General features: G+C 65.5%; 24 protein-coding genes. 10 read left to right on the forward strand and 14 right to left on the reverse strand.

The features are described 5' to 3' along the window. Positions 1–230: 230 nt before the first annotated feature. The 5 genes from XI08_RS36440 to XI08_RS36460 all read right to left on the reverse strand — a co-directional run bounded on the left by XI08_RS36440 (position 231) and on the right by XI08_RS36460 (position 4,833). The gene (locus XI08_RS36440) at positions 231–1,190 is read right to left on the reverse strand and encodes a helix-turn-helix domain-containing protein (protein ID WP_271578112.1); all 960 of its coding nucleotides are present in this window, start codon (positions 1,188–1,190) and stop codon (positions 231–233) included. A gap of 217 nt (positions 1,191–1,407) precedes the next feature. Beyond that, entirely contained in the window at positions 1,408–1,725 is a 318-nt protein-coding gene (locus XI08_RS36445; RefSeq protein WP_011087554.1) for an FtsB family cell division protein, read from the reverse strand. Between the two features lie 192 nt (positions 1,726–1,917). Continuing rightward, entirely contained in the window at positions 1,918–2,469 is a 552-nt protein-coding gene (locus XI08_RS36450; RefSeq protein ID WP_135175238.1) for an NADPH-dependent FMN reductase, read from the reverse strand. A 274-nt stretch (positions 2,470–2,743) separates the two neighbouring features. Continuing rightward, positions 2,744–3,742 carry an MBL fold metallo-hydrolase gene (locus tag XI08_RS36455; RefSeq protein WP_271578113.1) on the reverse strand — a complete coding sequence of 333 codons (999 nt, stop codon included), beginning with the start codon at positions 3,740–3,742 and terminating at the stop codon, positions 2,744–2,746. Positions 3,743–3,852: 110 nt separating this feature from the next. Continuing rightward, positions 3,853–4,833: an AraC family transcriptional regulator gene (locus tag XI08_RS36460; RefSeq protein WP_271578114.1), complete on the reverse strand. Its 981-nt coding sequence runs from the start codon at positions 4,831–4,833 to the stop codon at positions 3,853–3,855. Between the two features lie 98 nt (positions 4,834–4,931). On the opposite strand from XI08_RS36460, the gene XI08_RS36465 reads away from it, so the two are divergent. Further along, the gene (locus XI08_RS36465) at positions 4,932–5,669 is read left to right on the forward strand and encodes an SDR family oxidoreductase (protein WP_271578115.1); all 738 of its coding nucleotides are present in this window, start codon (positions 4,932–4,934) and stop codon (positions 5,667–5,669) included. 29 nt (positions 5,670–5,698) lie between these two features. On the opposite strand, the gene XI08_RS36470 is transcribed toward XI08_RS36465, so the two are convergent. Next, complete coding sequence (locus XI08_RS36470; protein WP_271578116.1) at positions 5,699–6,835, reverse strand: zinc-binding dehydrogenase; 1,137 nt, start codon at positions 6,833–6,835, stop codon at positions 5,699–5,701. A 32-nt stretch (positions 6,836–6,867) separates the two neighbouring features. Continuing rightward, positions 6,868–8,151 carry a phosphopyruvate hydratase gene (gene eno / locus XI08_RS36475; RefSeq protein ID WP_092181218.1) on the reverse strand — a complete coding sequence of 428 codons (1,284 nt, stop codon included), beginning with the start codon at positions 8,149–8,151 and terminating at the stop codon, positions 6,868–6,870. A gap of 177 nt (positions 8,152–8,328) precedes the next feature. On the opposite strand from eno, the gene XI08_RS36480 reads away from it, so the two are divergent. Genes XI08_RS36480 through XI08_RS36490 form a run of 3 tightly spaced genes read left to right on the forward strand, consistent with a single transcriptional unit; the run spans position 8,329 to position 10,635 of the window. Continuing rightward, on the forward strand, positions 8,329–9,306 hold the full coding sequence (locus XI08_RS36480; protein WP_271578117.1) for a Vgb family protein: 978 nt from the start codon (positions 8,329–8,331) through the stop codon (positions 9,304–9,306). A gap of 50 nt (positions 9,307–9,356) precedes the next feature. After that, positions 9,357–9,809 carry a preQ(1) synthase gene (queF, locus tag XI08_RS36485; RefSeq protein WP_038967228.1) on the forward strand — a complete coding sequence of 151 codons (453 nt, stop codon included), beginning with the start codon at positions 9,357–9,359 and terminating at the stop codon, positions 9,807–9,809. 16 nt (positions 9,810–9,825) lie between these two features. Then, the gene (locus XI08_RS36490) at positions 9,826–10,635 is read left to right on the forward strand and encodes a substrate-binding domain-containing protein (RefSeq protein WP_271578118.1); all 810 of its coding nucleotides are present in this window, start codon (positions 9,826–9,828) and stop codon (positions 10,633–10,635) included. A 14-nt stretch (positions 10,636–10,649) separates the two neighbouring features. Here XI08_RS36490 and glsA read toward each other — a convergent pair whose 3' ends face one another. From glsA to XI08_RS36510, 4 genes are all read right to left on the reverse strand, one after another. Further along, the gene (gene glsA, locus XI08_RS36495; RefSeq protein WP_271578119.1) at positions 10,650–12,524 is read right to left on the reverse strand and encodes a glutaminase A; all 1,875 of its coding nucleotides are present in this window, start codon (positions 12,522–12,524) and stop codon (positions 10,650–10,652) included. Between the two features lie 106 nt (positions 12,525–12,630). After that, on the reverse strand, positions 12,631–13,836 hold the full coding sequence (locus tag XI08_RS36500; RefSeq protein WP_271578120.1) for an MFS transporter: 1,206 nt from the start codon (positions 13,834–13,836) through the stop codon (positions 12,631–12,633). Continuing rightward, entirely contained in the window at positions 13,836–14,684 is an 849-nt protein-coding gene (gene kdsA, locus XI08_RS36505; protein WP_271578121.1) for a 3-deoxy-8-phosphooctulonate synthase, read from the reverse strand. Before kdsA ends, XI08_RS36500 begins: the two co-directional genes overlap by 1 nt. A gap of 110 nt (positions 14,685–14,794) precedes the next feature. Next, entirely contained in the window at positions 14,795–15,121 is a 327-nt protein-coding gene (locus tag XI08_RS36510) for an NIPSNAP family protein (protein WP_027545839.1), read from the reverse strand. 196 nt (positions 15,122–15,317) lie between these two features. On the opposite strand from XI08_RS36510, the gene XI08_RS36515 reads away from it, so the two are divergent. The 3 genes from XI08_RS36515 (at position 15,318) to XI08_RS36525 (ending at position 18,139) form a co-directional block, all read left to right on the forward strand. Beyond that, complete coding sequence (locus XI08_RS36515) at positions 15,318–15,992, forward strand: response regulator (RefSeq protein WP_271578122.1); 675 nt, start codon at positions 15,318–15,320, stop codon at positions 15,990–15,992. Further along, entirely contained in the window at positions 15,989–17,365 is a 1,377-nt protein-coding gene (locus XI08_RS36520; RefSeq protein WP_271578123.1) for a sensor histidine kinase, read from the forward strand. The genes XI08_RS36515 and XI08_RS36520 overlap by 4 nt, the downstream gene beginning before the upstream one ends. A gap of 111 nt (positions 17,366–17,476) precedes the next feature. Then, positions 17,477–18,139: a class I SAM-dependent methyltransferase gene (locus tag XI08_RS36525; protein ID WP_271578124.1), complete on the forward strand. Its 663-nt coding sequence runs from the start codon at positions 17,477–17,479 to the stop codon at positions 18,137–18,139. 4 nt (positions 18,140–18,143) lie between these two features. On the opposite strand, the gene XI08_RS36530 is transcribed toward XI08_RS36525, so the two are convergent. From XI08_RS36530 to tpiA, 3 genes are all read right to left on the reverse strand, one after another. Further along, on the reverse strand, positions 18,144–19,775 hold the full coding sequence (locus XI08_RS36530) for a CTP synthase (RefSeq protein WP_027545835.1): 1,632 nt from the start codon (positions 19,773–19,775) through the stop codon (positions 18,144–18,146). A 166-nt stretch (positions 19,776–19,941) separates the two neighbouring features. After that, complete coding sequence (gene secG, locus XI08_RS36535; RefSeq protein WP_135175226.1) at positions 19,942–20,328, reverse strand: preprotein translocase subunit SecG; 387 nt, start codon at positions 20,326–20,328, stop codon at positions 19,942–19,944. Between the two features lie 140 nt (positions 20,329–20,468). After that, positions 20,469–21,224, reverse strand: a complete 756-nt coding sequence (gene tpiA / locus XI08_RS36540) for a triose-phosphate isomerase (RefSeq protein ID WP_271578125.1) — start codon at positions 21,222–21,224, stop codon at positions 20,469–20,471. A 223-nt stretch (positions 21,225–21,447) separates the two neighbouring features. Between tpiA and XI08_RS36545 the strand changes: the two genes are divergently transcribed. The 3 genes from XI08_RS36545 to trpC are packed head-to-tail and all read left to right on the forward strand — an operon-like array spanning position 21,448 to position 25,203. Further along, the gene (locus tag XI08_RS36545) at positions 21,448–23,346 is read left to right on the forward strand and encodes a SurA N-terminal domain-containing protein (RefSeq protein ID WP_271578126.1); all 1,899 of its coding nucleotides are present in this window, start codon (positions 21,448–21,450) and stop codon (positions 23,344–23,346) included. A 14-nt stretch (positions 23,347–23,360) separates the two neighbouring features. Next, positions 23,361–24,374 (forward strand): anthranilate phosphoribosyltransferase, encoded by a 1,014-nt coding sequence (gene trpD, locus XI08_RS36550; protein WP_271578127.1) that lies wholly within the window; start codon positions 23,361–23,363, stop codon positions 24,372–24,374. A gap of 7 nt (positions 24,375–24,381) precedes the next feature. Continuing rightward, positions 24,382–25,203, forward strand: a complete 822-nt coding sequence (trpC, locus tag XI08_RS36555; protein ID WP_271578128.1) for an indole-3-glycerol phosphate synthase TrpC — start codon at positions 24,382–24,384, stop codon at positions 25,201–25,203.

Here is a 25,203-nt window from a genome sequence, read left to right on the forward strand (position 1 = left end):
GCCCGGGCGGGAGCGATGGAAGAGCGGACCTGTCGCAGAACTGCGACAGGTCTGACGGAGGCAAGTGCAAGATGGAGCACACACGGCTTCCACATCGTCTTTGCGAGCGCAGCGAAGCAATCCAGAGTCCCTCCGCGGAAAGATTCTGGATTGCTTCGCGGAGCCTGTCATCGGGCCGCGCTTTGCGCGGACCCGTTGGCTCGCAATGACGGCTGAGGAGACTGCGGCCCTCAGTGGTTCAGTTCGAACCGCTTGAGCTTCCTGTGCAGCGTGGCGCGGCTGACGCCGAGGGCCTTGGCGGCCGCCGAAACATTGCCACCCGTGCGCAGCAGCGCCCGCTGCAACACCGCACGCTGACCGCCAGCGAGGTGGTCGCGCGCCGTATCGCCGCCGAGAAGATCGGCCGCGGGCACGGGGCGCAACGCCCGGCCGGGCGCGAGCCCCAGTCCCACCCGGGCGGAGCGGGTCGCGCCGATCACGAGATCGTCGGCATCGACCGCGACGAGACCGATGGACTGACCGTCCGCGCCCTGCGTCAGCACGATGCGGGCATGGGCGAAGGCGCGGCGAAACAGATCGGCCTCGATGCGCCTTGCCGCGTCGCCCGCCGCAAGCGCGATCAGATTGGAAAACGCGTCGGTCCGGTCGGCGCGGCAGGAGGAGACGTCGAGCACGCCGGCAAACGCCGCCTCGTGGTCGTAGATCGGAACGGCGGTGCAGCTCAACAGCGTGTTGCGCGTGAAGAAGTGCTGGTCGCGATCGATCGTCAGCGGCCGCTGTTCGACGACACAGGTGCCGATGCCATTGGTGCCCTCGTGCTCCTCGCTCCAGAGCGCGCCGGTCCACAGCCCCCACGATTGAAAGGTGGTGTCGTCGGCCCGCGTGCCGCGACGATCTACCGGCACCCCCTCGCCGTCGGCCAGCAGCACGCAGCAGCCGGCGGCGCCAACCGCCTGGTAGAGCCGGTCCATCGCCCCTTGCGCAGCGGCGAGCAGCGGCGCGATACGCTCGCGCGCCTCGCGGAGTTCCGCGTCGGTCAGCCGCTGGGGCAAGCCCCGGCCGGAGGGGTCGAGATGATGCAATCGGGACGAACGGCGCCAGGAGGCCACGAGCGCGGAGCGAGCCGCCTGGCCTGATGCAATAGCGGCTTCGACACGAGCCGCGTGATGCTGGGGCATTGACCCATTCATCACCGTTTCCTCCGGATGGCAATTTACGACGTGCCGGCGCGGCCTGATTGATCTCTGTCAATCCTGGGGAGCAGTGCGCCGCACAAGCCATGCCCTCGCCGGCGCCGCTGCGTCAAGGCGGCAAAGCGACTGAGGTCTTGCGACTTTGGCGTGATGGAGAAGGAGGCAGCCGGGCTCGGGCCGGCTTTCGATACCGGTTTCGAAACCCGCGCAAGCGCTAGTTCGGCGGGATCATCCGAACGAGATCGCGCGGATTGACATAATCGAGCTGGAAGCGCGCCCGCTCGTCCAGCATGTCGGGATCGATCCTCGCGGAACGCAGCAGCGAGACGCGCTGCTCGCTCCTGGCGCGCTCGCGCTTGAGCTGAGCCAGTTCGCTCGTGAGCGCGATGATCTCCTGGTCGAGTTCCTGGCGGGCGTTGAGGCCGTATTTGCCGGTGTAGGCGTTGACGCCGAAATAGCCGACGATGGCGGCCGCCATCGCGTAGAGGGCGAGACCGGTCAGGATCGATTTGAGGCGCGCGCGGGAGACCATCTTCGGAAGATGGGGGAGTTTGGTTAAGGGAGCGCTAATGCGCCCTGCCCGCGCCACCAAACGTCATCGTCATGCCCGGCCTTGTGCCGGGCATCCACGTTCTTCGTCGTCGCAACCAAGAACGTGGATGGCCGGGACATCTGGCGCGAAGACGCGCTTCGCGCTTTTGCCCGGCCATGACGGAGAGCGTACTCAGCCGTGATGCTTGGCCACGTGTGCGGCGAAGGCGTCGATATAGGCCTGGAGCACGGTCTTGAGCGAGTCCTTGGCGAGGTTCCCCTCCGCATCGAAGGCGTCGCCAACCGCGTTCAGGTAGATCTCTGGCTGCTGCATGATCGGGCCGGCAATGCCCGGCAGGATGTTCTGGAGCGTCTTGGCCGCGCTGACGCCGCCGAGCGGACCCGGCGAGTTCGAGATGATGCCGACCGGCTTGCCGTTGAACGAGCTCTTGCCATAGGGGCGCGAGGCGACGTCGATGGCGTTTTTCAGGACACCCGGGATCGCGCGATTGTATTCCGGGGTGACGAACAGAACGCCGTCCGACTTCTGGAGCTTGTCGCGGAAGGCCAGCCAGTCCGCGGGCGGCGCGCCCTCGAGGTCCTGGTTGAAGAAGGAGATACCCGCCGGCGTGACGACCTCGAGCTTGAGCGAGGCCGGCGCGAGCTTGGCGAGCGCATTGGCGATCTTCAGCGAAAAACTGTCCTTGCGCAGGCTGCCGGCGATCACGACGATATTGTAGGCCATGGAGTGTCCTCAGAACTTGAGCGGGAGTGCCGGGCGGCACTTAAGCGATCCGGACCAATGGATGCAAGTGCATGAACCGGTCCGATTTGGAAACATTGAGTTTCGCGAAAGGGGACATTGAGGCCTGTAGCCCGGATGGAGCGCAGCGCAATCCGGGGTCGTGCCCCCAAGTTCCGCCGGTCCCGGATTACGCTTCGCTCCATCCGGGCTACGACCCAAAACAATCAGGCTGCCCAGCGGCGGCCTGATGTTTCGAGCAATTCCGCAACCGAGATCAGATCGTCGGATTCCAGGCCGACGGGATCAGACGATACTTGGCGCCATCCTTCTCGACATGGCCGACCGAGGGGAAGGTGAAGTGGAAGCCGATCACCGTCGCCTTCTCGGCCGCCGCCATGTCGTAGAATTTGTGGCGCGTCTCCTGCGCCATCGCGGCGTCGGCGTCGAACACCACGTGCCAGTCCGGATTGCGCAAGAAGAACTCCGGAATGTTGGTGACATCGGACTGGATCAACACCCTGGCATCGCCGGACGCGACCGCAAACGAGGTGTGGCCGGGGGTATGGCCGGGCGTCGCGATCGAGGTGATGCCGGGCGCGACCTCCTTGCCCCACTCGTACTTGGTGACCTTGGATTCGAGGCCGGCGAAGGTCTTCTTCACGTTGGCGAAGTAGTTCTTCATCATCGCGTTGGACTCGGCCTTGGCGGCGTTGTCCGCGCTGGTCCAGAACTCCCAGTCCTTGCCGGGCACCATGATCTCCGCATTCGGGAACGCGAGCGCGCCGTCGGCGAGGCGAATGCCGTTGGTGTGGTCGGGATGCAGATGCGAGAGCAGCACGACGTCGATGCTCTTGGGATCGACGCCGGCGGCCTGGAGGTTCTGCAGCGTACGGCCGACCGCACCCTTGCTCGGCTCCAGGTTGGCGACTCCATTTCCGGTGTCGATCAGCACCAGCTTGGAGCCGGTGTTGATGAGCTGCGGGTTGAACGGCACCGTGACCATGCCTTTGGGCATGTAGGCGGCCTCGCCGGCGGCTGCGGCTTCTTCCTTCGGGACGTTGACAACGAACTTGTCCGGCATCGGGAAGGTGCGCGCGCCGTCATTGATCGAGGTGCACTCGAAGCTGCCGACCTTGTAGCGATAGAAGCCGGGTGCCTGCGTCCCGCTTTGCGGCACTGAGGCGTTGGCAATGGTCGGTCGAAGTCCGGTGGCGGCCGCCGCACCGATGGCGGCGGCGCCTGCGAGCAGATGACGGCGATTGAGATCGGTCATGGAGAGGTCCCCTTCTGAGCCCTTGCGGTTTTCCGCTTTCAATGGCGGCGGAATAATCCCCGGCTTCGCTCAGAAGGCAAGACCTTCCTTCGGTGAGGTGCCGTCGCAGATCACGACAATTTATTTGGGGCGTTGGGGAATTTTTCGCCCGTGGCCTGTCCGCGCCAGTACCGCTTCGGTGCATGGCCGTAGACTCGCTTGAAGGCATGTCCGAAGGCGCTCTCCGACGAGTATCCAAGCTGCGCGGCCGTTGCCGAAACGGTCGCTCCACGTCGCAGCTGATTGCGTGCAAGTCGCATTCGCCATCGAAGCAGATAGTCGAGCGGCGCCAACCCCACAAGCGACTTGAACCGCTTCGAAAACGCGGATCGCGACATGGCGATCGCTTCGGACAATGCTTCCAGGGTCCAGGGGTGAGCGGCGTCTTCGTGCATCAGCCTGATGGCCTTGCCGATCCTGGAATCGACCAGCGCGTTGATCCATCCCAAACCTTCGCCGGCACTCTGATCCAGCGCCGCGCGAAGTACCTGGACGAGCAGGACGTCGGCAAGCCTGTCGGTGAGTACGGCGGCTCCGATTCCCGTCCCCCTGATTTCAAGGTCGAGAATCCCGAGCGTGGAATGAATGATGGGGGCCGACGGACTGCGCGACGGTATGAGCAGAAAGCGAGGAAGCGCATCGAGCAGCAATCCGGCGTCCGACGCTTCGAAACCGAAACTGCCGGCAAGCAGAACGGTATCGCTGCCCGCGTGACGCGCGACATCCGACTGCGTCCAATCGAACGCCGCTATACCGTCATCGGGAGCAAGGCGTCGGTCGTTGGCCAGAACATAGGCTGGTGCATTGGCCAGAAGAAAGCAGTCGCCGGTGACCAGCCGATGATGGGCTTCGTCACCGAAATCGATCCAGCAATCACCTCGGATGACCGCGCCGAACTTCAGGGCGGGTTTGGCCGGGAACCGATACGACCAATTGCCGCCCGCCTCGAACCTCGTGCAACGCGCAGCGCGAACGTTCAGGAGCGAGAAGACCTGAGACAGCGGGTCCGAGGCGTTACCCGAGGTCTCGTGCCTATCCGAGGGTTTGCCCAAGGCTTGATCCGATCTCGACGATTTTCGAGCACTTCGAGCATAGATCATCCTCGCTTCCGATGCGAAGTTCATCTCGCAACGAATTGCATGGGACATCTATGACGGGCATCGCAGGCAAAGTCATCGCCATCACGGGCGCCAGCAGCGGAATAGGCGCAGCCGCCGCCCGGCATCTCGCGGAACGTGGCGCCATCGTGGTCCTCGGCGCACGGCGCGCCGACCGGCTGGAGATGCTGGCCGCGAGCATCGCGTCAAAGGGCGGACAGGCGTCGTACCTCGTCACCGACGTCAGGCAACGCGAGGATGTCGCCGGGCTCGTCGGACTGGCAACGGACCGATACGGGAAGCTGGACGTCCTGATCAACAATGCAGGGATTGCCCCGATTTCGCGCCTGGACGATCTGAGGGTCGACGACTGGGACGACATGATCGACGTGAACGTGAAGGGCGTGCTCTACGGGATCGCCGCGGCCCTGCCCGTCTTTCGTCGTCAGGGCTTCGGCCATTTCGTCAACACCCTGTCGACCGCCGGCATCAAGATCGTTCCGACAATGGCCGTCTATGCGGGGTCGAAGAATGCCGTAAGGGCGATTTCCGAAGGGCTTCGTCAGGAGGCCGGCCCGTCGCTTCGGGTGACGACCATCTCACCCGGTTATGTCGACACCGAACTGCCGTCGTCCATGACGGATTCCGCATTACGGGAGCAAGGGCAGGCAAGCATGAAGGCGATGGCCATTCCGGCGAGCGCCATCGCGGAGGCGATGGCCTTCGCGATAGCGCAGCCGGATAGTGTGGACGTCGGCGAGATCGTCATTCGCCCCACGGCCCAGGCATAGATTCGATCAGGCCTGGACGCCGTCGCTCGTCACGACTTATTCGGGTTGATGAGGAATTTTTCGCCGGTGGCCCGTTTGGCGTAGACCGCGATGTTGGCGGGATCGAGCGTCTCCTGAAGCGACACCACCTTGGTGTAGTGGCTGGCGAAGGTGGTCTTCAATTCATTCACGACGCGCTGGCGCAGCCGTCCGATGTCGGCCGGACCGATCTTCTGGAGGAACGGGGTCAGCAGCCAACCGCCTACGCCCCAGGCCATGCCGAAGCCGCGCGGCAGTTCGATCGGACGGATATCCAGCGCGCCGTAGACATAGACCTGCTTGTGCACGCTGGAGCCGTAGCGGCTGTATTCCTTCGCGGTCTTGTTGATCGCGATTTCCATGCAGTTGAGGATGTCGCCGGCAAGCTTGCCGCCGCCGATGGCATCGAACGCGATGGTGGCGCCGGTCTCGACCAGCGCGGCCGTGAGATCGTCGAGGAAGCTAGGCACGCTGGAGTCGACGACGTATTTGGCGCCGATCTTGTTCAGGATCTCTGCCTGCTCCTTGCTGCGCACGATGTTGACGAGCGGGATGCCGTCCTTGATGCAGATCTTGTTCAGCATCTGCCCGAGATTGGAGGCGGCCGCGGTATGCACCAGCGCCTTGTGGCCTTCGCGCCGCATGGTCTCGGTCATGCCGAGCGCGGTGAGCGGATTGACGAACCAGGACGCGCCCTCCGCCGCCGTCGTACCGTCAGGCAATGGCTGGCAGTCCCTCGCCTTCAGGGTCCGGTATTGCGAGTACATGGCGCCACCGATCATCGCGACCGTCTTGCCCATCAGCGCCTTCGCAGCGTCCGACGAGCCGGTCTTGATGACGACGCCGGCACCTTCATTGCCGACCGGCAGGGATTGGTCGAGCCGCGCCCCCATCGCGCGCATTGCACCGTCAGGCACTTTCGCGGTGATGACGGGCGCCTGCTTCGTGCCGGAGGCCTTCGCCGTGCTCATGTCGGCGGCGCCGACGAGCAGACCGAGATCCGACGGGTTGATCGGCGCCGCCTCGACGCGGACGACGACCTCGTCCTCGGCGGGCTCGGGGGTCGGCACGTCGAGAAGCGAGATCTCCAGCTCGCCACTCGCCTTGATCAGCGAACGCAGTTGCAGTCCGGTGTTGCCATCGCTCATGTCGATCCTCCCTGTCCTGTCGAAGCGCTGGCTTATGCCAGCGCCTTCAGTGCCGCCTTGCCGCCATAGAGCGCCTGCTTGCCGAGCTGCTGCTCGATACGCAGGAGCTGATTGTATTTGGCGGTGCGGTCGGAACGCGCCAGCGAGCCGGTCTTGATCTGGCCGCAGTTGGTGGCCACCGCGAGGTCGGCGATGGTGGAATCCTCGGTCTCACCGGAGCGGTGCGACATGACGGAGGTGTAGCCGGCCTTGTGCGCCATCTCGACGGCGGCGAGCGTCTCGGTCAGCGTGCCGATCTGGTTGACCTTGATCAGGATCGAGTTGGCCCGGCCCGCCTTGATGCCTTCGGCGAGGCGCTTGACGTTGGTGACGAACAGATCGTCGCCGACGAGCTGGCACTTCTTGCCGATGAGATCGGTGAGCTCCTTCCAGCCGTCCATGTCGTCTTCCGACATGCCGTCCTCGATGGTCACGATCGGATAACGCGCAACCAGGTCTGCAAGGTACTTGGCCTGCTCGGAGATCGAACGGGTCTTGCCCTCGCCTTCATAGACGTATTTGCCGCCCTTGAAGAACTCGGTCGAGGCGCAGTCGAGGCCGATCACGATGTCGCTGCCCGCCTTGAAACCGGCCTTGCCGATCGCGTTCATGACGAATTCGAGCGCGGCGTCCGCCGACGGCAGGTTCGGGGCAAAGCCGCCCTCGTCGCCGACATTGGTGTTGTGGCCGGCCTTCTTCAGCTCCGACTTCAGCGTGTGGAAAACCTCCGCGCCGTAACGCAGGCCCTCGGCAAAGCTCGACGCGCCGACCGGCAGGATCATGAACTCCTGGAAGTCGATCGGGTTGTCGGCATGCACGCCGCCATTGATGATGTTCATCATCGGCACCGGCAACAGCCGCGCCGAGGTGCCGCCGACGTAACGGTAGAGCGGCATGTCGAGCGAGTTCGCGGCCGCCTTGGCGCAGGCGAGCGAGACGCCGAGGATGGCGTTGGCGCCCAGCCGGCTCTTGTTCGGCGTGCCGTCGAGATCGATCATGATCTGGTCGATCTGGGCCTGCTGCTCGACATCGAGGCCGCTCAAGGCCTCGAAGATCTCGCCGTTGACGGCGCCGACCGCCTTGGTGACGCCCTTGCCGAGATAGCGGGCCTTGTCGCCGTCGCGCAGTTCCACCGCCTCATGGGCGCCGGTGGAGGCGCCTGATGGCACCGCGGCGCGGCCGAGCGCGCCATCTTCCAGCACGACGTCGACCTCGACGGTGGGATTGCCACGGCTGTCGAGGATTTCGCGGCCGATGATGTCGATGATGGCGGTCATGATGTTGCACTTCCGTTCGTTAGATTTGATCGGTTCGCCGCGGGTCTTACACGGAGCGCAAGCAAATGTGAACGCTTGGACGGCGTGCTTCGACTGACGCGCGAGGTGCCCAGGACTAAACTTGACGGCATCTGGTCCGCGCGTCCAACCTCAATCTGAAGCAGTCGGGGTAACGCCATGAATCGCCGCCAGTTTCTCGGCTCCAGCGCCGCCCTCCTCGCCGTTCGCCCATCTTTTGCGCAGGAAGGCCCGTTCCGGACAAAATATTTCCCCATCAATGCCGGGATCGGCCTGCACGACCTCGCCCCGGCTCCCGACGGCACGGTCTGGTTCACCGCGCAGGGCAAGGGCATGCTCGGCAGGCTCGATCCGAAGGATGGCACCTTCAAGACCGTCAGCCTCGGCCAGGGCGCCGCGCCGCATGGCGTGACGATCGGCCCCGATGGCGCGCCCTGGATCACCGAAGGCGGCCAGAACGCCATCGCGCGGGTGGAGCCCAAGGACCTCAAGGTCACGCTGTTCCGCCTGCCCGAAAAGTTCGCCTCCGCCAATCTCAACACCGGCGTGTTCGACAAGGACGGCACCTACTGGTTCACCGGCCAGTCCGGCTATTACGGCCGGCTTGCGCCCAAGTCGGGCGAGATGAGCGTGTTCCGGGCGCCCAAGGGCGTCGGCCCCTATGGCATCACGGTGACGCCCAAGGGCGACGTCTGGTACGCCTCGCTCGCCGGCAGCTATATCGCGAAGATCGATCTTGCGACCGGCAACGCCAATGTGGTCGAGCCGCCAACGCCGAGCCAGGGATCGCGGCGCGTCTGGTCGGATTCGAAGAGCCGGATCTGGGTCAGCGAGTGGAACAGCGGCCATGTGTCGGTGCACGATCCCGCTGACGGCTCCTGGAAGACCTGGAAGCTGCCGGGCGAGCGTCCCCGCACCTACGCGGTTTATGTCGATGACAAGGACAAGGTCTGGCTGACCGATTTCTCCGCCAATGCCATCGTCCGCTTCGATCCCGCGACCGAGCGGTTCAACGTCTTCGCCAGCGACAAGCCAAATGCCAATGTCCGCCAGCTCGACGGCAGGCCGGGCGAGCTCTGGGGCTGCGAGTCCGGCAACGACCGGATCGTCATGATCCAGACCATCGCCACTGGTTGACGGCAGCTCCAATTGCGTCCATCCCGGCATCCGCAAAGGATGTGACGACGATGGCGAAAAAATCCCTCCAGCTCGGCCGCGCGGTCGAATGGCCGCACACACCGGAAGAAGCCCAGCTCGACCGCGTGCCCAATCCGCAAAAGGGCACCGACTATCTGGTGCGCTTCACCGTGCCGGAATTCACCTCGCTGTGCCCGGTCACGGGACAACCGGATTTCGCGCATCTGATGATCGACTACGCGCCCGGCCCATGGCTACTGGAGTCGAAATCGCTGAAACTCTACATCGCGAGCTTCCGCAATCACGGCGCCTTCCACGAGGATTGCACCGTGATGATCGGCAAGCGCATCGCCTCGGAGATCAAGCCGAAATGGCTCCGCATCGGCGGCTACTGGTATCCGCGCGGCGGCATCCCGATCGACGTGTTCTGGCAGACCGGCCGGGTGCCGAAGGGTCTGTGGGTGCCGGAGCAAGGCGTCGCGCCCTATCGCGGCCGGGGTTAGTTGGAGACGACCGACAATGAAATCGACATCAGCAATATTCCGCAACCTTGCCTTGAACCTTTCCTTGGGCCTTTTGGGCGTCCTGTGGCTGACTGGCGCGTCCGACGCTGCCGAGGTCCGGGTGATGATTTCCGGCGGTCTGACGGCTGCCTATCAGGCGCTCGTGCCGGAGTTCGAGAAAGCCACCGGTCACAAGGTGCTGACGGCGTTCGGGCCGTCGATGGGCACCACCACCAATGCGATCCCGGTCCGGCTGGAGCGCGGCGAACCGGCCGATGTCCTGATCATGGTGGGCTATGCCCTCACCGACCTCGCCAGCAAGGGTAAGGTCGTTGCCGGCAGCCAGGTCGATCTGACCAGATCGCCGATCGGAATCGCGGTGAAGTCGGGCGCGCCGAAGCCGGACATCGGCTCGGCGGAGGCAGTCAAGCGTGCGCTGCTGGCGGCGAAGACAATCGCTTACTCGGATAGCGCCAGCGGCGTCTACGTCTCGACCGAGATGTTCGACAAGCTCGGCATTGCCGATGTCATGAAGGACAAGGCGCGCAAGATCCCGGCCACGCCGGTCGGCGAGATCGTCGCGCATGGTGAGGCCGAACTGGGCTTTCAGCAGATCAGCGAACTGAAGCCGGTGCAGGGCATCGATATCGTCGGACCGCTGCCGAACGAACTGCAGAAGATCACGATCTTCTCAGCCGGCATCGCGACCGTTTCGAAAGAGCCCGATGCTGGCCGGGCCTTGATCAAGTTCCTCGCCTCCCCCGCCGCCCGCGACACGATCATCGCGAGCGGCATGGAGCCGATCCCGGCTGGTGGTGCGAATTAGGGAGGCCACGCCCCCTAATACGCGCTCAGCAGATCCACCTTGGCATTCGCGAGAACCAGCCGCCGCGCCAGGATCGCGGCGAGGTTGCGCATGATCTTCAGCGACGTCTCCGGGTGCAGGCGGCGGTAATCGGCAAAGCGGTCGAGCGGCAGTTCGAGGCAGGTAACTGGCGTATCGGCAAACACGTCGGCGCTGCGGATTCTCTCCAGGATCGCCATCTCGCCGAACTCCATGCCGGGACTGAGCGAGGCAAGCCGCACGCCGCTCCGCAGCTTCACGCTGACCATGCCACTCTGGAGAAAGAACAGCGAATTGGCGGGCTCGCCGGCGGCGATGATGCGCTGGCCGGCGGCGTAGTGGCGCGTGGTCGATAGTTTCACGATCGCGGCGATCTCGTCCGCGTCGAGCTCGGCCAGCAGCGCCTGATCGCCGAGATGCGCGCTCTCCTTCACGTCGGTGAAGCCGCCGAAGCGGTAGATCACCTGGTCCTCGGCCCATTCGATGGCATCGTCGAGCAGCGCGAAGCGGCGCAGCCGTCGCGGATCCCCCATGCGCGCGGAGATCGCGGCCCAGACCGCGGAGGTCTCCTCGAGGCCGGACAGAATCGCGGTGACGCCGGCATTGCCGAGCGCCGTCAGCGTCTCGCCCAGAAGCTCCGCACCGGCCGCGGTGATGTCAGGCACGCGGCGGAAATCGATGATCAATAGCGGCGCGTTCGGCGGCTCACTGCTGAGTCTTCGCGTGACGTAATCGATGGTGCCGAAATTCAGCGCGCCGACGAGCTCGAGGATTCGGATGTCGCTGTGACGCTCGTCGAGGATCTGCTGCTCGTGCGGCTGGCGACTGCGGCGCGAGGAGATGCCGTAGACGTCGTAGTCCGCCATGATGCTGGTGCGGACGTCGGCATTGCGGTTGAGCATGTGCAGATCGAACCGCGCCGACAGCGCCTCGCAGACCTTCAGGCCGCGCACGCTGTTGAAGTGATTGTCGAGCAGCGGCGCGAAGGTGCCCAGTCCCAGTTGCGAGGGCAGCGCCGCAACGATGCCGCCGCCGACGCCGCTCTTGGCGGGGATGCCGACGCGATAGGTCCACTCGCCCGCATAGTCGTACATGCCCGAGCTCGTCATCACCGACAGCGTGCGAGCGACGATGTGCGGCGTGATCACCTGCGCGCCCGTCACCGGATTGATACCGCGGTTGGCGAGAGTTGCCGCCATCACCGCCAGGTCGCGCGCTGTCACCAGGATCGCGCATTGGCGGAAATAGACGTCGAGCACGGCGTCGACGTCGTCCGGCAGCACCGCGTAATTGCGGAGCAGCCACGCGATCGCGCGGTTGCGGTTGCCGGTCGCGGTCTCCGAGGCATGCACGGCCTCATCGACGCCGAGCTCGCGCCCGGCGAACTCGCTGAGTTTTGAGCGGACGCGTTCGAAGGCGCCCTTGCCGTCCACCTCGTAGATCAGGCCCGAGCAGGCAATCGCACCGGCATTGACCATGGGGTTGAAGGGACGGTTGTCGTTGGTGAGCCGGATCGAATTGAAGGCCTCGCCGCTCGGCTCGACGCCGATGGTGGCCGAGACGCGCTCCTCGCCCACCGTCTCCAGCGCCAGTGCGAACACGAAGGCCTTCGAGACCGATTGGATCGTGAATGGCACCGCGCTGTCGCCGACCTCGTAGACATGGCCGTCGATGGTGACGAGCGCGATGCCGAAATGATCGGGGTTGGCGCGCTTCAGCTCGGGGATGTAATCGGCAAGCTCGCCCGAACCGTCGCTCCTGAATTCCTCGTAGCAATCGGTCAGGAAACGCCGCAGTGGCGGCCTGGTGGGATATCCGGCCGACCGGGTCGCGCCGGCTACGCTGGGCAAACGGGTGGGCTGGGCGTCCACGGTCTCGCACCTCGATTTGCCCAGAATCAAAGCAATTCGTGTGCCATGTATACGGGGCCGACGGTGTCGTGGTGGGGCGCGCCCCTTTTAGGGACCGAATAGAATCTCAGCGCGCGTCGGATGGTGCACGCGGCTTGAGCAACCGGGCGCAGACGATGCCGAGGACCACCATGATCGCGGCGCTTGTGAACAGCGTCGGCACCTTGCCGCCGTGCTGCAGGCCGAGGCCGTAGGCGAGCGGCCCGACCGTCTGACCCATGAAGAAGAAGAACGAATGCAGCGACAGCGCGGTGGCGCGCGCCTCGACCGAGAGCTCGCTGGCGAACACCTGGAGGCAGCCATGGGCGATGTAGAAGCCCCAGCCCATGACGACGAGGTTCAGCGCCTGCACTTCCCAGCGCGGACCGAAGGCCACAGCGACGAGCTGCGAGGCCACCAGCGTCATGCCCGCGATCATCATTCCCTTCATGCCGAGCCACGGCAACAGGCGCGACACCGTCAGCGTGTAGAACAGGCCGCCGACCGCGAAGCCCGCGATGACGATGCCGGCGATCGAGAGCGAGGTCTGGCCGAGCTCGAACAGGAACGAGGCGATATAGGGAAACAGGCCGAGCACGCAGCAGCCTTCGACGAACACCGCCGAATAGCACACATAGGCATTGGGGTTGGTGAAGATGGTGCGATAGCCGGCCTTCAGCGCCGACAGGCTCGTCTTCGGCGGATGCTTGACCTTGGCGCCGCGAAAGCCGGCGGCGACCGCGATCGATGCAACGATCACGAGCACGCCGAGCACCGCCAGCACGCCGCGCCAGCCGAGGAAGTCGCCGATCAGGCCTGAGGCCGAGGCACCGAGCAGATTGCCGGTCATGGCGCCGGCGAGCGTGCGGCTGATCGCGACCTGCCGCTTCTCCGGACCGACCAGGTCGCTGGTCAGGCTGAGCGCCACCGGAAACACGCCGCCCGAGCCGATGCCGGCAAGGATGCGGGTCGCAAACAGAACCGAGAACGAGGTCGAGAGCGCGCCGAGGATATTGGCGAGGCCGAGCAGCGCGAGGCAGCCGATCATCAGCCGCGTCTTGCCGAACAGGTCGGCGCCCGCGCCGACAATCGGCTGGATGATCGAGAAGGTGAAAGCGAACACCGCGGCAAAGCCCGCGGCGGTTGCGATGCTGACGCCAAAATCCTCGGCGACATGCGGCAGCACCGGATCGAGCGCCCGCGCCGACAGCGCCGCGGCGAAGCTCGCGCCGGAGATGACGTAGAGCGCGGCCGGCAGACCGTGATCGTGCGGCCGCGCCTCGCCTTGCTGCATCAGCGCGGATTCTTTGCGAGCGCGTCGAACGCCATCAGCCTGCGGATCAGCGCCTCGAACTCGCGCAGCGGCACCATGTTGGGGCCGTCGGAAGGCGCGCTATCGGGGTCGGGATGGGTCTCGATGAAGACGCCGGCGACGCCGACCGCGACCGCCGCGCGCGCAAGTACCGGCACGAATTCGCGCTCGCCGCCGGAGGACGTCCCCTTCCCGCCCGGCTGCTGCACCGAATGGGTGGCGTCGAAGATCACGGGCGCACCGGTGGTGCGCGCCAGGATCGGCAGCGCGCGCATGTCGGAGACCAGCGTGTTGTAGCCGAAGGAGGCGCCGCGCTCGGTGACAAGCACGTTCGGATTGCTCGCGCTCGTGATCTTGGTGACGACGTTCGCCATGTCCCAGGGCGCCAGGAACTGGCCCTTCTTGACGTTGACGACCTTGCCGGTCGCGGCCGCCGCCAGCAGCAGGTCGGTCTGCCGGCACAGGAAGGCCGGGATCTGCAGGATGTCCACGGCCTGCGCAACCTCTGCGCATTGCGTGGCCTCGTGCACGTCGGTCAGCACCGGCAGGCCGAGCGAGGATCGGATCTCCGCGAAGATCGGCAGCGACTGCGCGAGCCCGAGCCCGCGCGCCGCCGACGCGCTGGTGCGGTTGGCCTTGTCGAACGACGTCTTGTAGACGAGGCCGACATTCAGCCGCGCGGCGATCTCCTTCAGCGCGGAGGCCACCTCCAGCGCATGCTGGCGGCTTTCGAGCTGGCAGGGTCCCGCAATGATCGAGATCGGCAGATCATTGCCGAACTTGACCGTACCGATGGTGACGACCGGCGCCGCTGACGTCGAAGAGCTCAAGGCAAATCCCTCGTTTCCGCGCGACCATAGCCGCCATCGGGGTCGGATCAACCCCATTCGGCCCGGGCTGTCAGAATATCAGGGTTGCGCCGAAGTTCCGCGGGCCGGCGCTATTTCACCGCCGAGAAAGCGGTCGGCGTCAGGAGCTGGCTGACGATATTGCCGACGATCTGGCCGTCCGCCTCCGACTTCGCCCGCGCCTCGTGCCAGTCCGGATCGGTCACGAACGCGCCCCACTTCTTCTCGCGCTCGGCGAGCGACTCCCAGGCCAGGAAATAGGTCAGCTCCTGGCTGGATTCACCGATCAGCGTGGTGAAGAATCCGGCCTGGCGGATGCCGTGCTTTTCCCAGATCTTCAGCGTCGCCGTCTCGAACCGCTTCAAGAGCGCCGGCAAGCGGCCGGGCACGCAGCGATAGACGCGCATTTCATAGATCATTCTTGCTTCCTCCCCGAACAGATCGGGCGGTTATAACGGCTGGCCATGACCATGTCTTGAGCCCTGCCCGGCCACCCCGGTGGCGTTTCGCGCATGGCTAGACGGCCTTCGACGACGCACCACGTCGGGCTCCCGCAATGCTGCCGCAATGATCGGGCCGCTAGAATGGCTTTGGTTGAAGCCCAGGTGCCGGATCATGCGGATTTTGCTCGTCGAGGATGAGGCGGAGATGGCCGGCGCGCTGGCGTCAGCGCTGAAGCGCTACGACATGGTGGTAGACCATGCTCCTACCCTTGCCGAGGCGGAAGAGGCCATTTCCGCCGACGTCCATGTCGCGGTCCTGCTCGACCGCCAGCTCCCCGACGGCGACGGCCTTGCACTGATTCCGAAGCTCCGGGCGCGCGCGGACGGCGTGCCGATCATCGTCCTGACCGCGCGCGGCGAGCTCGCCGACCGGATCGCCGGGCTCGACAGCGGTGCCGACGATTATCTGGCCAAGCCGTTCGCGGTCGAGGAGCTGCTGGCGCGCCTGCGCGCCGTGATGCGGCGCCCCGCGGGACTTACGCCGGATGTCATCCGTGCCGGCCGCCTCGCCTTCGATGTCGGCCATCGCGAGGCGAGCATCGACGGCCAGCCGTTCGAGCTGCCGCGTCGCGAGCTGTTGGTGCTCGAGGCGTTGATCCGCCGCCTCGGCCGCACCGTGCTGCGCTCGGCGCTGGAAGAGGCCGTCTACAATTTCGACGACGAGATCCAGTCGAACGCGCTGGACACGCATATTTCGCGGCTGCGCCGCAAGCTCGCCGAGGGGGATGCCGGCATCGAGATCCACGGCATTCGCGGCGTCGGCTATCTCCTGAAGAAGCTGCCATGAGCAGGCACGACGATCCCTATTGCCTGCGCTCGCGCCTGAGCTGGCGCCTGCTCTCGCTCCAGGCCGCGCTGCTCCTGGCACTGGTTGCCGTCGTCGTCGGGGCGCTGTGCGCGTCAGGATTTGTGCTCGCCGAGCGCGACGAGGATCGCGTGATCGACGTCGTGCAGCGCGCACTCGCACGCGACGCACAGGGCGGCCTGACCGTGCGGCCAACGTCCGAGCTCAGGCAATTGCGTAGCGAGACACCAGACCTCTGGTTCCTGGTACGCGACCGGCAGGGACATTCGCTCGCCGAAGGTGCCGTGCCGGCCGAATTCGCAGCGATCGGCGGCGGCCTCGACCAGATCAGCCAGGCGCGGCTCGGCTGGCAGATGTTCGAGGACGATCCGCGCAAGCCGGCGGCGCGGCTGAAGCGGGTCGACACCGAGGCCGGCAATGTGCAGGTCATCACGGCGACGCAGGGCCGGCTGACCGGCGCCAAGGCGCTGGTCATGACATCGCTTGCATTCCTGGGCATCGCGCTGCCTGGCCTGCTTCTGATGGGAACCGCGACCTTCATCGCGACACCGGTGATCGTGCAGCGCGCCTTCAGAGGACTTGATACGACCGCGGACCAGGCGCGTCGCATCGACATCCATCAGCGCGGCGCACGCCTGTCGGTGGAGAGAATTCCACTGGAGGTCGTGCCGCTCGTGAACGCGGTCAATGACGCGCTGGCGCGGCTCGACCAGGGCTATGCCCGCCACAAGCGTTTCGTCGCCGACGCGGCGCACGAGCTGCGCACGCCGATCGCGATCCTCAACACGCGCCTGGAGTCGCTTGCCCCGGGGCCGGACAAGACCCGGCTGCTGGAAGATGCCGCGCGGCTGGCGACGCTTGCCGAGCAGTTGCTGGACATTCAGCGGCTCGACCGCTGCGGCCATCCGTTCGCGCGCGTGGACCTCGTCCGGGTCGCGCAAGACGCTGCTGCCGACCTCGCGCCGCTGGCGATTGCCGGCGGCTACGAGCTGGCGCTCGATGCACCCACGACGCCGATCGAGACGATCGGTGACGCGGCCGCGCTGGAACGCGCGCTGACCAACCTCATGCAAAATGCGATTCAGCACGGCCCTCGCCGCGGCACCATTGGCATTCGCGTCAGCAGACCCGCGAGCATCGAAGTCACGGACGAAGGTGCCGGCATTCCCGCCGAACAACGCGAGCAGATCTTCGAGCCGTTCTATCGGCTGACGCCGCTCGATCGCGGTGCCGGCCTCGGCCTCAACATGGTGCGCGAGATCATGCACCTGCATGGCGGCCACGTCTCGGTCACGGACGGGCCGGACGGCGGCGCCTGTTTCAGAATAACGCTGCGCCCAATCCCGCAGGGTTGAATCAATCCGACTGCGCCTCTCACAGCGCAATGCTGTCGCAATGCACGGCCGTGACACTGCATCCGCCTCACCTCTGATCTTTCGAGGTGCAACCAAGATGCCGGAGTGCGCATGCCCAACGATTTCCTCTCCTTCTTCCTGTCCTGGATGTCGGCCCCGCGTCGGGTCGGCGCGATCGCGCCATCAGGCGCGGCGCTCGCCGATCTGATCACGCGGGAGATCACCGCATCGAGCGGCCCGATCCTCGAGCTCGGTCCCGGCACCGGCGCATTCACCTACAAGCTCCTGAAACGCGGCGTGCGCCAGCAGGACATCACACTGATCGAATACGGCTCCGACTTCATGAAGCTCCTGCAATTGCGCTTTCCCAACGCGCGCGTCTTGTGGATGGATGCGGGGCGGCTGACCACGGAGCGCCTCTATGACGGCACGCCGGTCGGCGCGGTCGTGAGCGGTCTGCCGCTGCTCAACATGTCGACGCGCAAGGTCGTCTCCATCGTCGGCGGCGCTTTCAGCTACGTCCGCCCCGGCGGTGCCTTTTACCAGTTCACCTACGGCATGAGCTGCCCGGTGCCGCGGCCGATTCTCGATCGGCTGGGCTTACGCGCCACCCTGGTCGATCGCGCCCTGCTGAACGTGCCGCCGGCCGCCGTCTACAAGCTGACGCGGCGGCCGCAGATGAAGCTGGTCACGGGATCGCTTGCGCCGACCCCCTCGACGCGGGTCGCGTTGGAGCCGATCCATCACGCGCGCGACTACTCCGCCGCGCGCTGAGCCATCAGACCAGCCGGCTCTGCACCATCGCCGCCTGAATGAACGAGGCGAAGAGAGGATGAGGCTCAAAAGGCCGCGACTTCAGCTCGGGGTGGAACTGGACGCCGATGAACCAGGGATGATCCTCGTACTCGACGATCTCCGGCAGGACGCCGTCGGGCGACAACCCTGAGAATTTCAGGCCGTGCTGCTCGAGACGGTCCTTGTAGGCGGTGTTCACTTCGTAGCGGTGGCGGTGGCGTTCGGAGATCTCGGTCGCGCCGCCATAGACCTGCGAGACGCGGCTGCCGCGGTTGAGCGCCGCCGGATAGGCACCGAGCCGCATCGTGCCGCCGAGATCGCCGGCCTGCGAGCGCTTCTCGAGCTCGTTGCCGCGCAGCCACTCCGTCATCAGGCCGACCAAGGGCTCCTTGGTCGGGCCGAATTCGGTGGAGTTGGCGTCCTCGATGCCGACGAGATTTCGCGCGGCTTCGATCACCGCCATCTGCATGCCGAAGCAGATACCGAAATACGGCACGTCACGCTCGCGCGCGAACTGCGCCGCACGGATCTTGCCTTCCGCACCGCGCTGGCCGAATCCGCCGGGCACCAGGATGCCGTTGACGTGCTCGAGGAACGGCGCGGGATCTTCCTTCTCGAAGATCTCGCTCTCGATCCAGTCGAGATTGACCTTCACCTTGTTGGCAATACCGCCATGCGAGAGCGCCTCGATCAGCGACTTATACGCATCCTTCATGCCGGTATATTTGCCGACGATGGCGATGGTGACGTTGCCTTCGGGATTGCGCACGCGCTCGTTGATCTGCTGCCAGCTCCGCAGCTCCGGCGGAATCCGCGAGGCGATGCCGAAAGCGGCGAGCACTTCGTCGTCGAGGCCCGCATTGTGGTAGGCCTCGGGGACAGCATAGATGTTGTCGACGTCGCGCGCCTCGATCACCGCGCTTTCACGCACATTGCAGAACAGCCCGAGCTTGCGCCGCTCTTCCTTCGGAATCTCGCGGTCGGTGCGGCAGAGCAGGATGTCCGGCTGAATGCCGATCGAGCGCAGCTCCTTCACCGAGTGCTGCGTCGGCTTCGTCTTCAATTCGCCAGCGCTCGGAATGTAGGGCAGCAGCGTGAGATGGATGTAAACGGCATGATCGCGCGGCAGCTCGTTCTTGAGCTGGCGGATCGCCTCGAAGAACGGCAGGCCCTCGATGTCGCCGACGGTGCCGCCGATCTCGACCAGCACGAAGTCGTAATCGTCATTGCCGTCGAGGACGAATTCCTTGATGGCGTTGGTGACGTGCGGAACCACCTGGATGGTCGCGCCGAGATAATCGCCGCGGCGCTCCTTGGTGATGATGTCCTGGTAGATGCGCCCCGTCGTGATGTTGTCGGCCTTGGTCGCCGGCCGCCCGGTGAAGCGCTCGTAGTGACCGAGATCGAGATCGGTCTCCGCGCCGTCATCGGTCACGAACACTTCGCCGTGCTGATACGGCGACATCGTTCCGGGATCGAGGTTGAGATAGGGGTCGAGCTTACGGAGGCGGACCTTGTAGCCCCGGGCCTGCAACAGCGCACCGAGTGCCGCTGAAGCCAGACCCTTGCCGAGCGAAGAAACCACGCCGCCGGTGATGAATATGTACCGCGCCATGGGACTTAACCTCTAATCCCTCGAATTCGATTCGCCAAAGCGATTCGTATTCCGCCCCAAAGATTTTGCGGGCCTGTGGGTGAACCGGAACGAAGAGTGGTGACAGTGTCTTGATGGGGATTGTTGATGCAGGACGGTAGAAGCCGCGCTGCATGGCCCCCCTGCTTTATTGCGAACGAGGTACCTGCGGGCCGCTCGGGGCCGGGGCTTGCTGCTGCTCGTCGGCCTTCTTCAGCGAATCCAGGATGCCGCCCGAGGTCGGCGGTGCAATCGGCGATCCGCCGGCCGGCTGGCCCTGCGATGCCGGCTGGCCAATGATCGACGAAGGCGCGCGGTTGTATCCGGCGTACCAGGACAGGAACAGGCTGGTCAGGAAGAAGCCGGCAGCGAGGATCGCAGTCGTCCGCGACAACAGATTCGCGGTGCCGCGGCTCGACATGAAGCCCGCGCCTCCGCCCATGCCGAGGCCGCCGCCTTCCGACTTCTGGAGCAGGACGGCGCCGATCATGACGGCGACGATCATGAGATGGATGACGATGACAACAGTCTGCATAGTGCCCTTCCGTCACAAGCCGACAGCGCCGAGACGGCGGCCGATCGCGCTTCGCGGGTTTTCCTGAAGTTGCGCGGTGTTACACGATCGGAAACGGCATTGCCACCCCCGATCGGGTCCGGACCAACGGTTTGGTTTAGCTAGGGACAGCCCTTGGCGATCGCAAGGAAATCGGCCGCCTTGAGGCTGGCGCCACCGACCAGCGCCCCGTTGACGTTCTTCACGGCCATCAGCTCGGCCGCGTTCGACGGCTTGACCGAGCCGCCATAGAGGATCCGCATCCTGGCGCCGTCCGCCCTAAACCGGGACGTCAGGAATTCCCGGATAAACTCATGAATTTGCTCGACATCCTGGGCCGTGGGGGTCAGGCCGGTGCCGATGGCCCAGACTGGCTCATAGGCGACGACGAGGTTGGCCGCGGTCGAGCCGTCCGGCAGCGAGCCGTCGAGCTGGCCGCGCAGGATGTCCAGGGTCTGGCCGGCATCGCGCTGGGCTTGCGTCTCGCCGATGCAGACGATCGCCGTCACCCCGGCACGCCAGGCGGCTTCCGCCTTTTGCCGCACCAAGGCATCGCCCTCGCCATGGTCGGCGCGGCGCTCGGAATGGCCAACGATGATGGCGGTCGCACCCGCGTCCGCCAGCATTTCGGCGGCGATATCGCCGGTATGGGCGCCGGAGGCCTTGGGGTGGCAATCCTGGGCCCCCACTGCGACCTTCTTGCCGCGTGCCTTGTCGGCAAAGGCCGCGATCAGGGTCGCGGGCGGGCAGACCAGCAGATCGGCCTTGGCGGCCACCTCTGCCGCGCCATTGAGCATGGCGTCGAATTCGGCAGTGGAGGCCTTCAGCCCGTTCATTTTCCAGTTGCCGGCGATCAGCGGTCGGATGGCGTCGGTCATGTCAATTTCCAGCAAAATGAGGTTTGTGCATGCGCTAGCAGAGCCGCTGCGGCAGTTCCAGAGACCTAAGGGCTTTTAACCGCAGCTTCGTGAGGCCGCGTGACCTGAGGTTGCGGGGGGAAAGCCGCCACTTTATGATGATTGATCAATTTGGTGACGCGCTTTTGCGGAATCTGCATTAAGACGCGCTCCCGTTCCCCTCCTGCCAAACAAGTTGGACCAAATGCTTCGAGGAATGCGCAAGGCCTCATCAAACTGGCTCGGCAAGACCATTATGGCCGTGGTGATGGGCGTGTTGATCGTCAGTTTCGGCATTTGGGGCATCGCCGACATCTTCAAGGGCTTCGGGCAGTCCACGGTGGCCAAGATCGGCCGCACCGAGATTTCGCTGAACGAGTTCCGCCAGATCTATACCGACCGCCTGCAACAGATCAGCCGCCAGTTCGGCCGTCCGCTGACGCCCGATCAGGCCCGCGCCTTCGGCCTCGACCGTCAGGTGCTCCAGCAGACGATCGCGGAAGCAGCCCTCGACGAAGAGGCGCGCCGGCTCGGGCTCGGCCAGTCCGACGACCAGATCCGCCAGGTCATCATGAACGACCCCAACTTCAAGGGCGTCGGCGGCAGCTTCGATCCGAACCGCTTCCAGGCCGTGATCCGCAACTTCGGCTATACCGAGCAGCGCTACGTCTCCGACCAGCGCAAGGTGTCGCTGCGCCGGCAGATCACCGGCACGATCGGTGCCGGCCTCGAGCCGCCGAAGGCGATGATCGACGTGCTGACGCGTTTCCAGAACGAGCAGCGCGCCATCGAGTTCGTCAGGCTCGACGCAGCCCAGGCCGGCACCATCGATGCGCCCTCGCCCGAGGCGCTCGCCACCTATTTCGAGGATCATAAGGTCCAGTTCCGCGCGCCCGAATATCGCAAGATCGCCTTCGTCGTGATCTCGCCGGAAGAGATCGGCAAATGGACCGAGGTCTCCGACGAGGACGCGAAGAAGGTGTTCGAACAGCGCAAGGACCGGCTCGGCACGCCGGAGAAGCGCCAGATCCACCAGATCGTGTTCCCCAACGCGGCCGAGGCGCAGACCGCACGCGAGCGCCTCGCCGGCGGAGTGTCGTTCGAGGATCTCGGCAAGGAGCGCGGACTGAGCGCCTCCGACGTCGATCTCGGGCTCGTGACCAAATCGTCGCTGGACCCGGCGGTTGGCGACGCCGCCTTCGCGCTTGCCGCGGGCGAGATCAGCCAGCCGATCCAGGGCCGTCTCGGCACCGCGATCGTCAAGGTCGACAAGATCGAGCCGGGCGTCGAGGCGAACTACGCCAGCCTCGTCGGCGACATCAAGCGCGAGATCGCGACCGAGCGCGCGCGCGTCAAGGTCGCCGATCTCCGCGACAAGATGGAAGACGAACGCGGCGGCGGCTCCAGCGTGATCGACGCGGCGCAGAAGCTCGGCCTCACCGCCGTGACCATCGACGCCGTCGACCGCTCCGGCCGCGCCCCGAACGGCCAGCCGGTCGCCAACGTCCCGCAGGGCCTCGACGTGGTGTCGCAGGCCTTCAACACCGACGTCGGCGTCGACAACGACGCAATCTCGTTCAAGGGCGGCTATGTCTGGTACGACGTGCTCGCCATCACGCCCTCGCGCGATCGCAATCTCGACGAGGTCCGCGACCAGGTCGAGGCCCGCTGGCGCCAGGACCAGATCGCGGCAAAGCTGAAGACCAAGGCGACCGAGATGGTGCAGAAGCTCGAAGCGGGCGGCAAGCTTGCCGATGAAGCCGCTGCGATCGGCGCCAAGGTCGAGACCGCGACCGGTTTCAAGCGCGACGACTCGCCCGCCGGCGTGCCCGGCACCGTCGTAGCGGCCGCCTTCCGCACCGCCAAGGACGGCGTCGGACAGACGCCCGTGAGCGGCGGCAGCGAAGTGATCGTCTTCCGCGTCACCGACATCATCGATCCCGCGGTCGACGCGGCCTCCGACGCGGTCAAGAAGCTGAAGGACAGCCTCGACCGGGCGCAGACCGAAGAGCAGGTCGCCGCCTACGTCAACAAGCTTGAAACCGACATCGGGACCACCATTAATCAGGCCGCCTTCGCGCAGGTGACCGGCGCGAACCAGTGAGTTGAAAGCACGCGATGGACGACCTGAAATCGATCATTGGAAAAGTGGCGACCGGCGCTAGCCTGTCGCGTGACGAAGCGGCTTCCGCCTTCGACGCCATGATGTCGGGCGAAGCCACGCCCTCGCAGATGGGCGGCCTGCTGATGGCGCTGCGGGTACGCGGCGAGACCGTGGACGAGATCACCGGCGCGGTCGCGGCGATGCGGTCCAAGATGCTGACGGTGACGGCACCGCCCGACGCCATCGACATCGTCGGTACCGGCGGCGACGGCTCCGGTTCGGTCAACGTCTCGACCTGTGCCTCCTTCATCGTCTCGGGCGCCGGCGTGCCGGTGGCCAAGCACGGCAACCGCGCACTGTCCTCACGCTCCGGCGCCGCCGATGTGCTGGCTTCGCTCGGGGTGAGGATCGACCTCAGGCCGGAGCAGGTCGGGCGCTGCGTGCGCGAATGCGGCATCGGCTTCATGTTCGCCCCTGCCCACCATCCCGCGATGAAGAATGTCGGCCCGACCCGGGTCGAACTCGCCACCCGCACGATCTTCAATTTGCTCGGCCCGTTGTCCAATCCGGCCGGCGTGAAGCGGCAGATGGTCGGCGTGTTCTCGCGGCAGTGGGTGCAACCGCTGGCGCAGGTGCTCAAGAACCTCGGCTCTGAATCCGCCTGGGTGGTGCACGGCTCCGACGGCCTCGACGAAATCACCCTCACCGGCCCGACTTTCGTATCCTCGCTCCACAATGGTGAGATCAGGAACTTCGAGGTGACGCCGGAGGAAGCGGGCCTGCCGCGCTGCGAGCCCGGTGCGCTCAAGGGAGGAGATGCCGACGCCAATGCGATTGCGCTGCAAAGCGTGCTCAGCGGCAAGCCGAGCCCCTACCGCGACGTGGCGCTGATGAACGCGGCGGCCGCGCTGATCGTGGCCGGGCGTGCCAAGGACCTCAAGGAGGGCGTCGCGATCGGCGCCAAATCGCTCGACAGCGGCGCGGCCAATGCACGGCTGAAGCATCTGATCGCGGTCTCCAACGGCTGAGCCTGACATGTCGGACATCCTGACCAAGATCGAGACGTACAAGCGCGAAGAGATCGCGGCTGCCAAGCGCGCGCAGCCGTTCTCCGTTGTCGAAGCAAGGGCCAAGGCGCAGGCCGCACCGCGCGGCTTCCTGCGCGCCATCAAGGCCAAGCATGCCGACGGCGACTTCGCGCTGATCGCCGAGGTCAAGAAGGCCTCGCCGTCGAAGGGGCTGATCCGCGCCGATTTCGATCCGCCCCAGCTTGCCAAGGCCTATGAGGCCGGCGGCGCCGCCTGCCTCTCAGTGCTGACAGACACGCCGTCGTTCCAGGGCCATCTCGACTTCATGGTGGCCGCGCGTGCGGCGACGGCGCTGCCGGTGCTGCGCAAGGACTTCATGTTCGACGCCTATCAGGTGGTCGAAGCCCGCGCGCATGGCGCCGACTGCATCCTGATCATCATGGCCGCGCTCGATGACGCCACCGCCAGGGACCTGGAAGACACGGCTATCGCCCATGGCATGGATGTGCTGATCGAGATCCACGACCGCGCCGAGCTCGACCGCGCGCTCAAGCTGCGCTCGCCGATGATCGGCGTCAACAATAGGAACCTGCGCACCTTCGAGACCACGCTCGCGACCAGCGAAGCATTGGCGCCGCTGATCCCCGGGGACCGGCTGATGGTCGGCGAGAGCGGCATCTTCACGCCCGCCGACCTCGCCCGGCTCGAGCGTGTCGGCATGTCGACCTTCCTGGTCGGCGAGAGCCTGATGCGGCAGACCGATGTGACCGCCGCCACGCGCGCGCTGCTCGCGCGCGAGACGACGGACCGCGCGACCGGTACGCGCTGA

The organism is Bradyrhizobium sp. CCBAU 11361 (assembly GCF_028128935.1).
In the GTDB taxonomy this organism is placed as follows: Bacteria; Pseudomonadota; Alphaproteobacteria; order Rhizobiales; family Xanthobacteraceae; genus Bradyrhizobium; species Bradyrhizobium niftali.

Excerpts from the sequence above, each read along its gene's own strand:
- XI08_RS36520 (WP_271578123.1), top strand. The coding sequence starts at position 15,989 with ATGAGCAGGCACGACGATCCCTATTGCCTGCGCTCGCGCCTGAGCTGG.
- trpC (WP_271578128.1), top strand. The coding sequence starts at position 24,382 with ATGTCGGACATCCTGACCAAGATCGAGACGTACAAGCGCGAAGAGATC.
- XI08_RS36455 (WP_271578113.1), bottom strand. The coding sequence starts at position 3,742 with ATGACCGATCTCAATCGCCGTCATCTGCTCGCAGGCGCCGCCGCCATC.
- XI08_RS36450 (WP_135175238.1), bottom strand. The coding sequence starts at position 2,469 with ATGGCCTACAATATCGTCGTGATCGCCGGCAGCCTGCGCAAGGACAGT.
- trpD (WP_271578127.1), top strand. The coding sequence starts at position 23,361 with ATGGACGACCTGAAATCGATCATTGGAAAAGTGGCGACCGGCGCTAGC.
- queF (WP_038967228.1), top strand. The coding sequence starts at position 9,357 with ATGGCGAAAAAATCCCTCCAGCTCGGCCGCGCGGTCGAATGGCCGCAC.
- XI08_RS36525 (WP_271578124.1), top strand. The coding sequence starts at position 17,477 with ATGCCCAACGATTTCCTCTCCTTCTTCCTGTCCTGGATGTCGGCCCCG.
- eno (WP_092181218.1), bottom strand. The coding sequence starts at position 8,151 with ATGACCGCCATCATCGACATCATCGGCCGCGAAATCCTCGACAGCCGT.
- XI08_RS36480 (WP_271578117.1), top strand. The coding sequence starts at position 8,329 with ATGAATCGCCGCCAGTTTCTCGGCTCCAGCGCCGCCCTCCTCGCCGTT.
- XI08_RS36510 (WP_027545839.1), bottom strand. The coding sequence starts at position 15,121 with ATGATCTATGAAATGCGCGTCTATCGCTGCGTGCCCGGCCGCTTGCCG.
- tpiA (WP_271578125.1), bottom strand. The coding sequence starts at position 21,224 with ATGACCGACGCCATCCGACCGCTGATCGCCGGCAACTGGAAAATGAAC.
- XI08_RS36515 (WP_271578122.1), top strand. The coding sequence starts at position 15,318 with ATGCGGATTTTGCTCGTCGAGGATGAGGCGGAGATGGCCGGCGCGCTG.
- secG (WP_135175226.1), bottom strand. The coding sequence starts at position 20,328 with ATGCAGACTGTTGTCATCGTCATCCATCTCATGATCGTCGCCGTCATG.
- XI08_RS36490 (WP_271578118.1), top strand. The coding sequence starts at position 9,826 with ATGAAATCGACATCAGCAATATTCCGCAACCTTGCCTTGAACCTTTCC.
- XI08_RS36470 (WP_271578116.1), bottom strand. The coding sequence starts at position 6,835 with ATGAGCGATGGCAACACCGGACTGCAACTGCGTTCGCTGATCAAGGCG.
- XI08_RS36500 (WP_271578120.1), bottom strand. The coding sequence starts at position 13,836 with ATGCAGCAAGGCGAGGCGCGGCCGCACGATCACGGTCTGCCGGCCGCG.
- XI08_RS36465 (WP_271578115.1), top strand. The coding sequence starts at position 4,932 with ATGACGGGCATCGCAGGCAAAGTCATCGCCATCACGGGCGCCAGCAGC.
- XI08_RS36530 (WP_027545835.1), bottom strand. The coding sequence starts at position 19,775 with ATGGCGCGGTACATATTCATCACCGGCGGCGTGGTTTCTTCGCTCGGC.
- XI08_RS36440 (WP_271578112.1), bottom strand. The coding sequence starts at position 1,190 with ATGAATGGGTCAATGCCCCAGCATCACGCGGCTCGTGTCGAAGCCGCT.
- XI08_RS36545 (WP_271578126.1), top strand. The coding sequence starts at position 21,448 with ATGCTTCGAGGAATGCGCAAGGCCTCATCAAACTGGCTCGGCAAGACC.
- XI08_RS36445 (WP_011087554.1), bottom strand. The coding sequence starts at position 1,725 with ATGGTCTCCCGCGCGCGCCTCAAATCGATCCTGACCGGTCTCGCCCTC.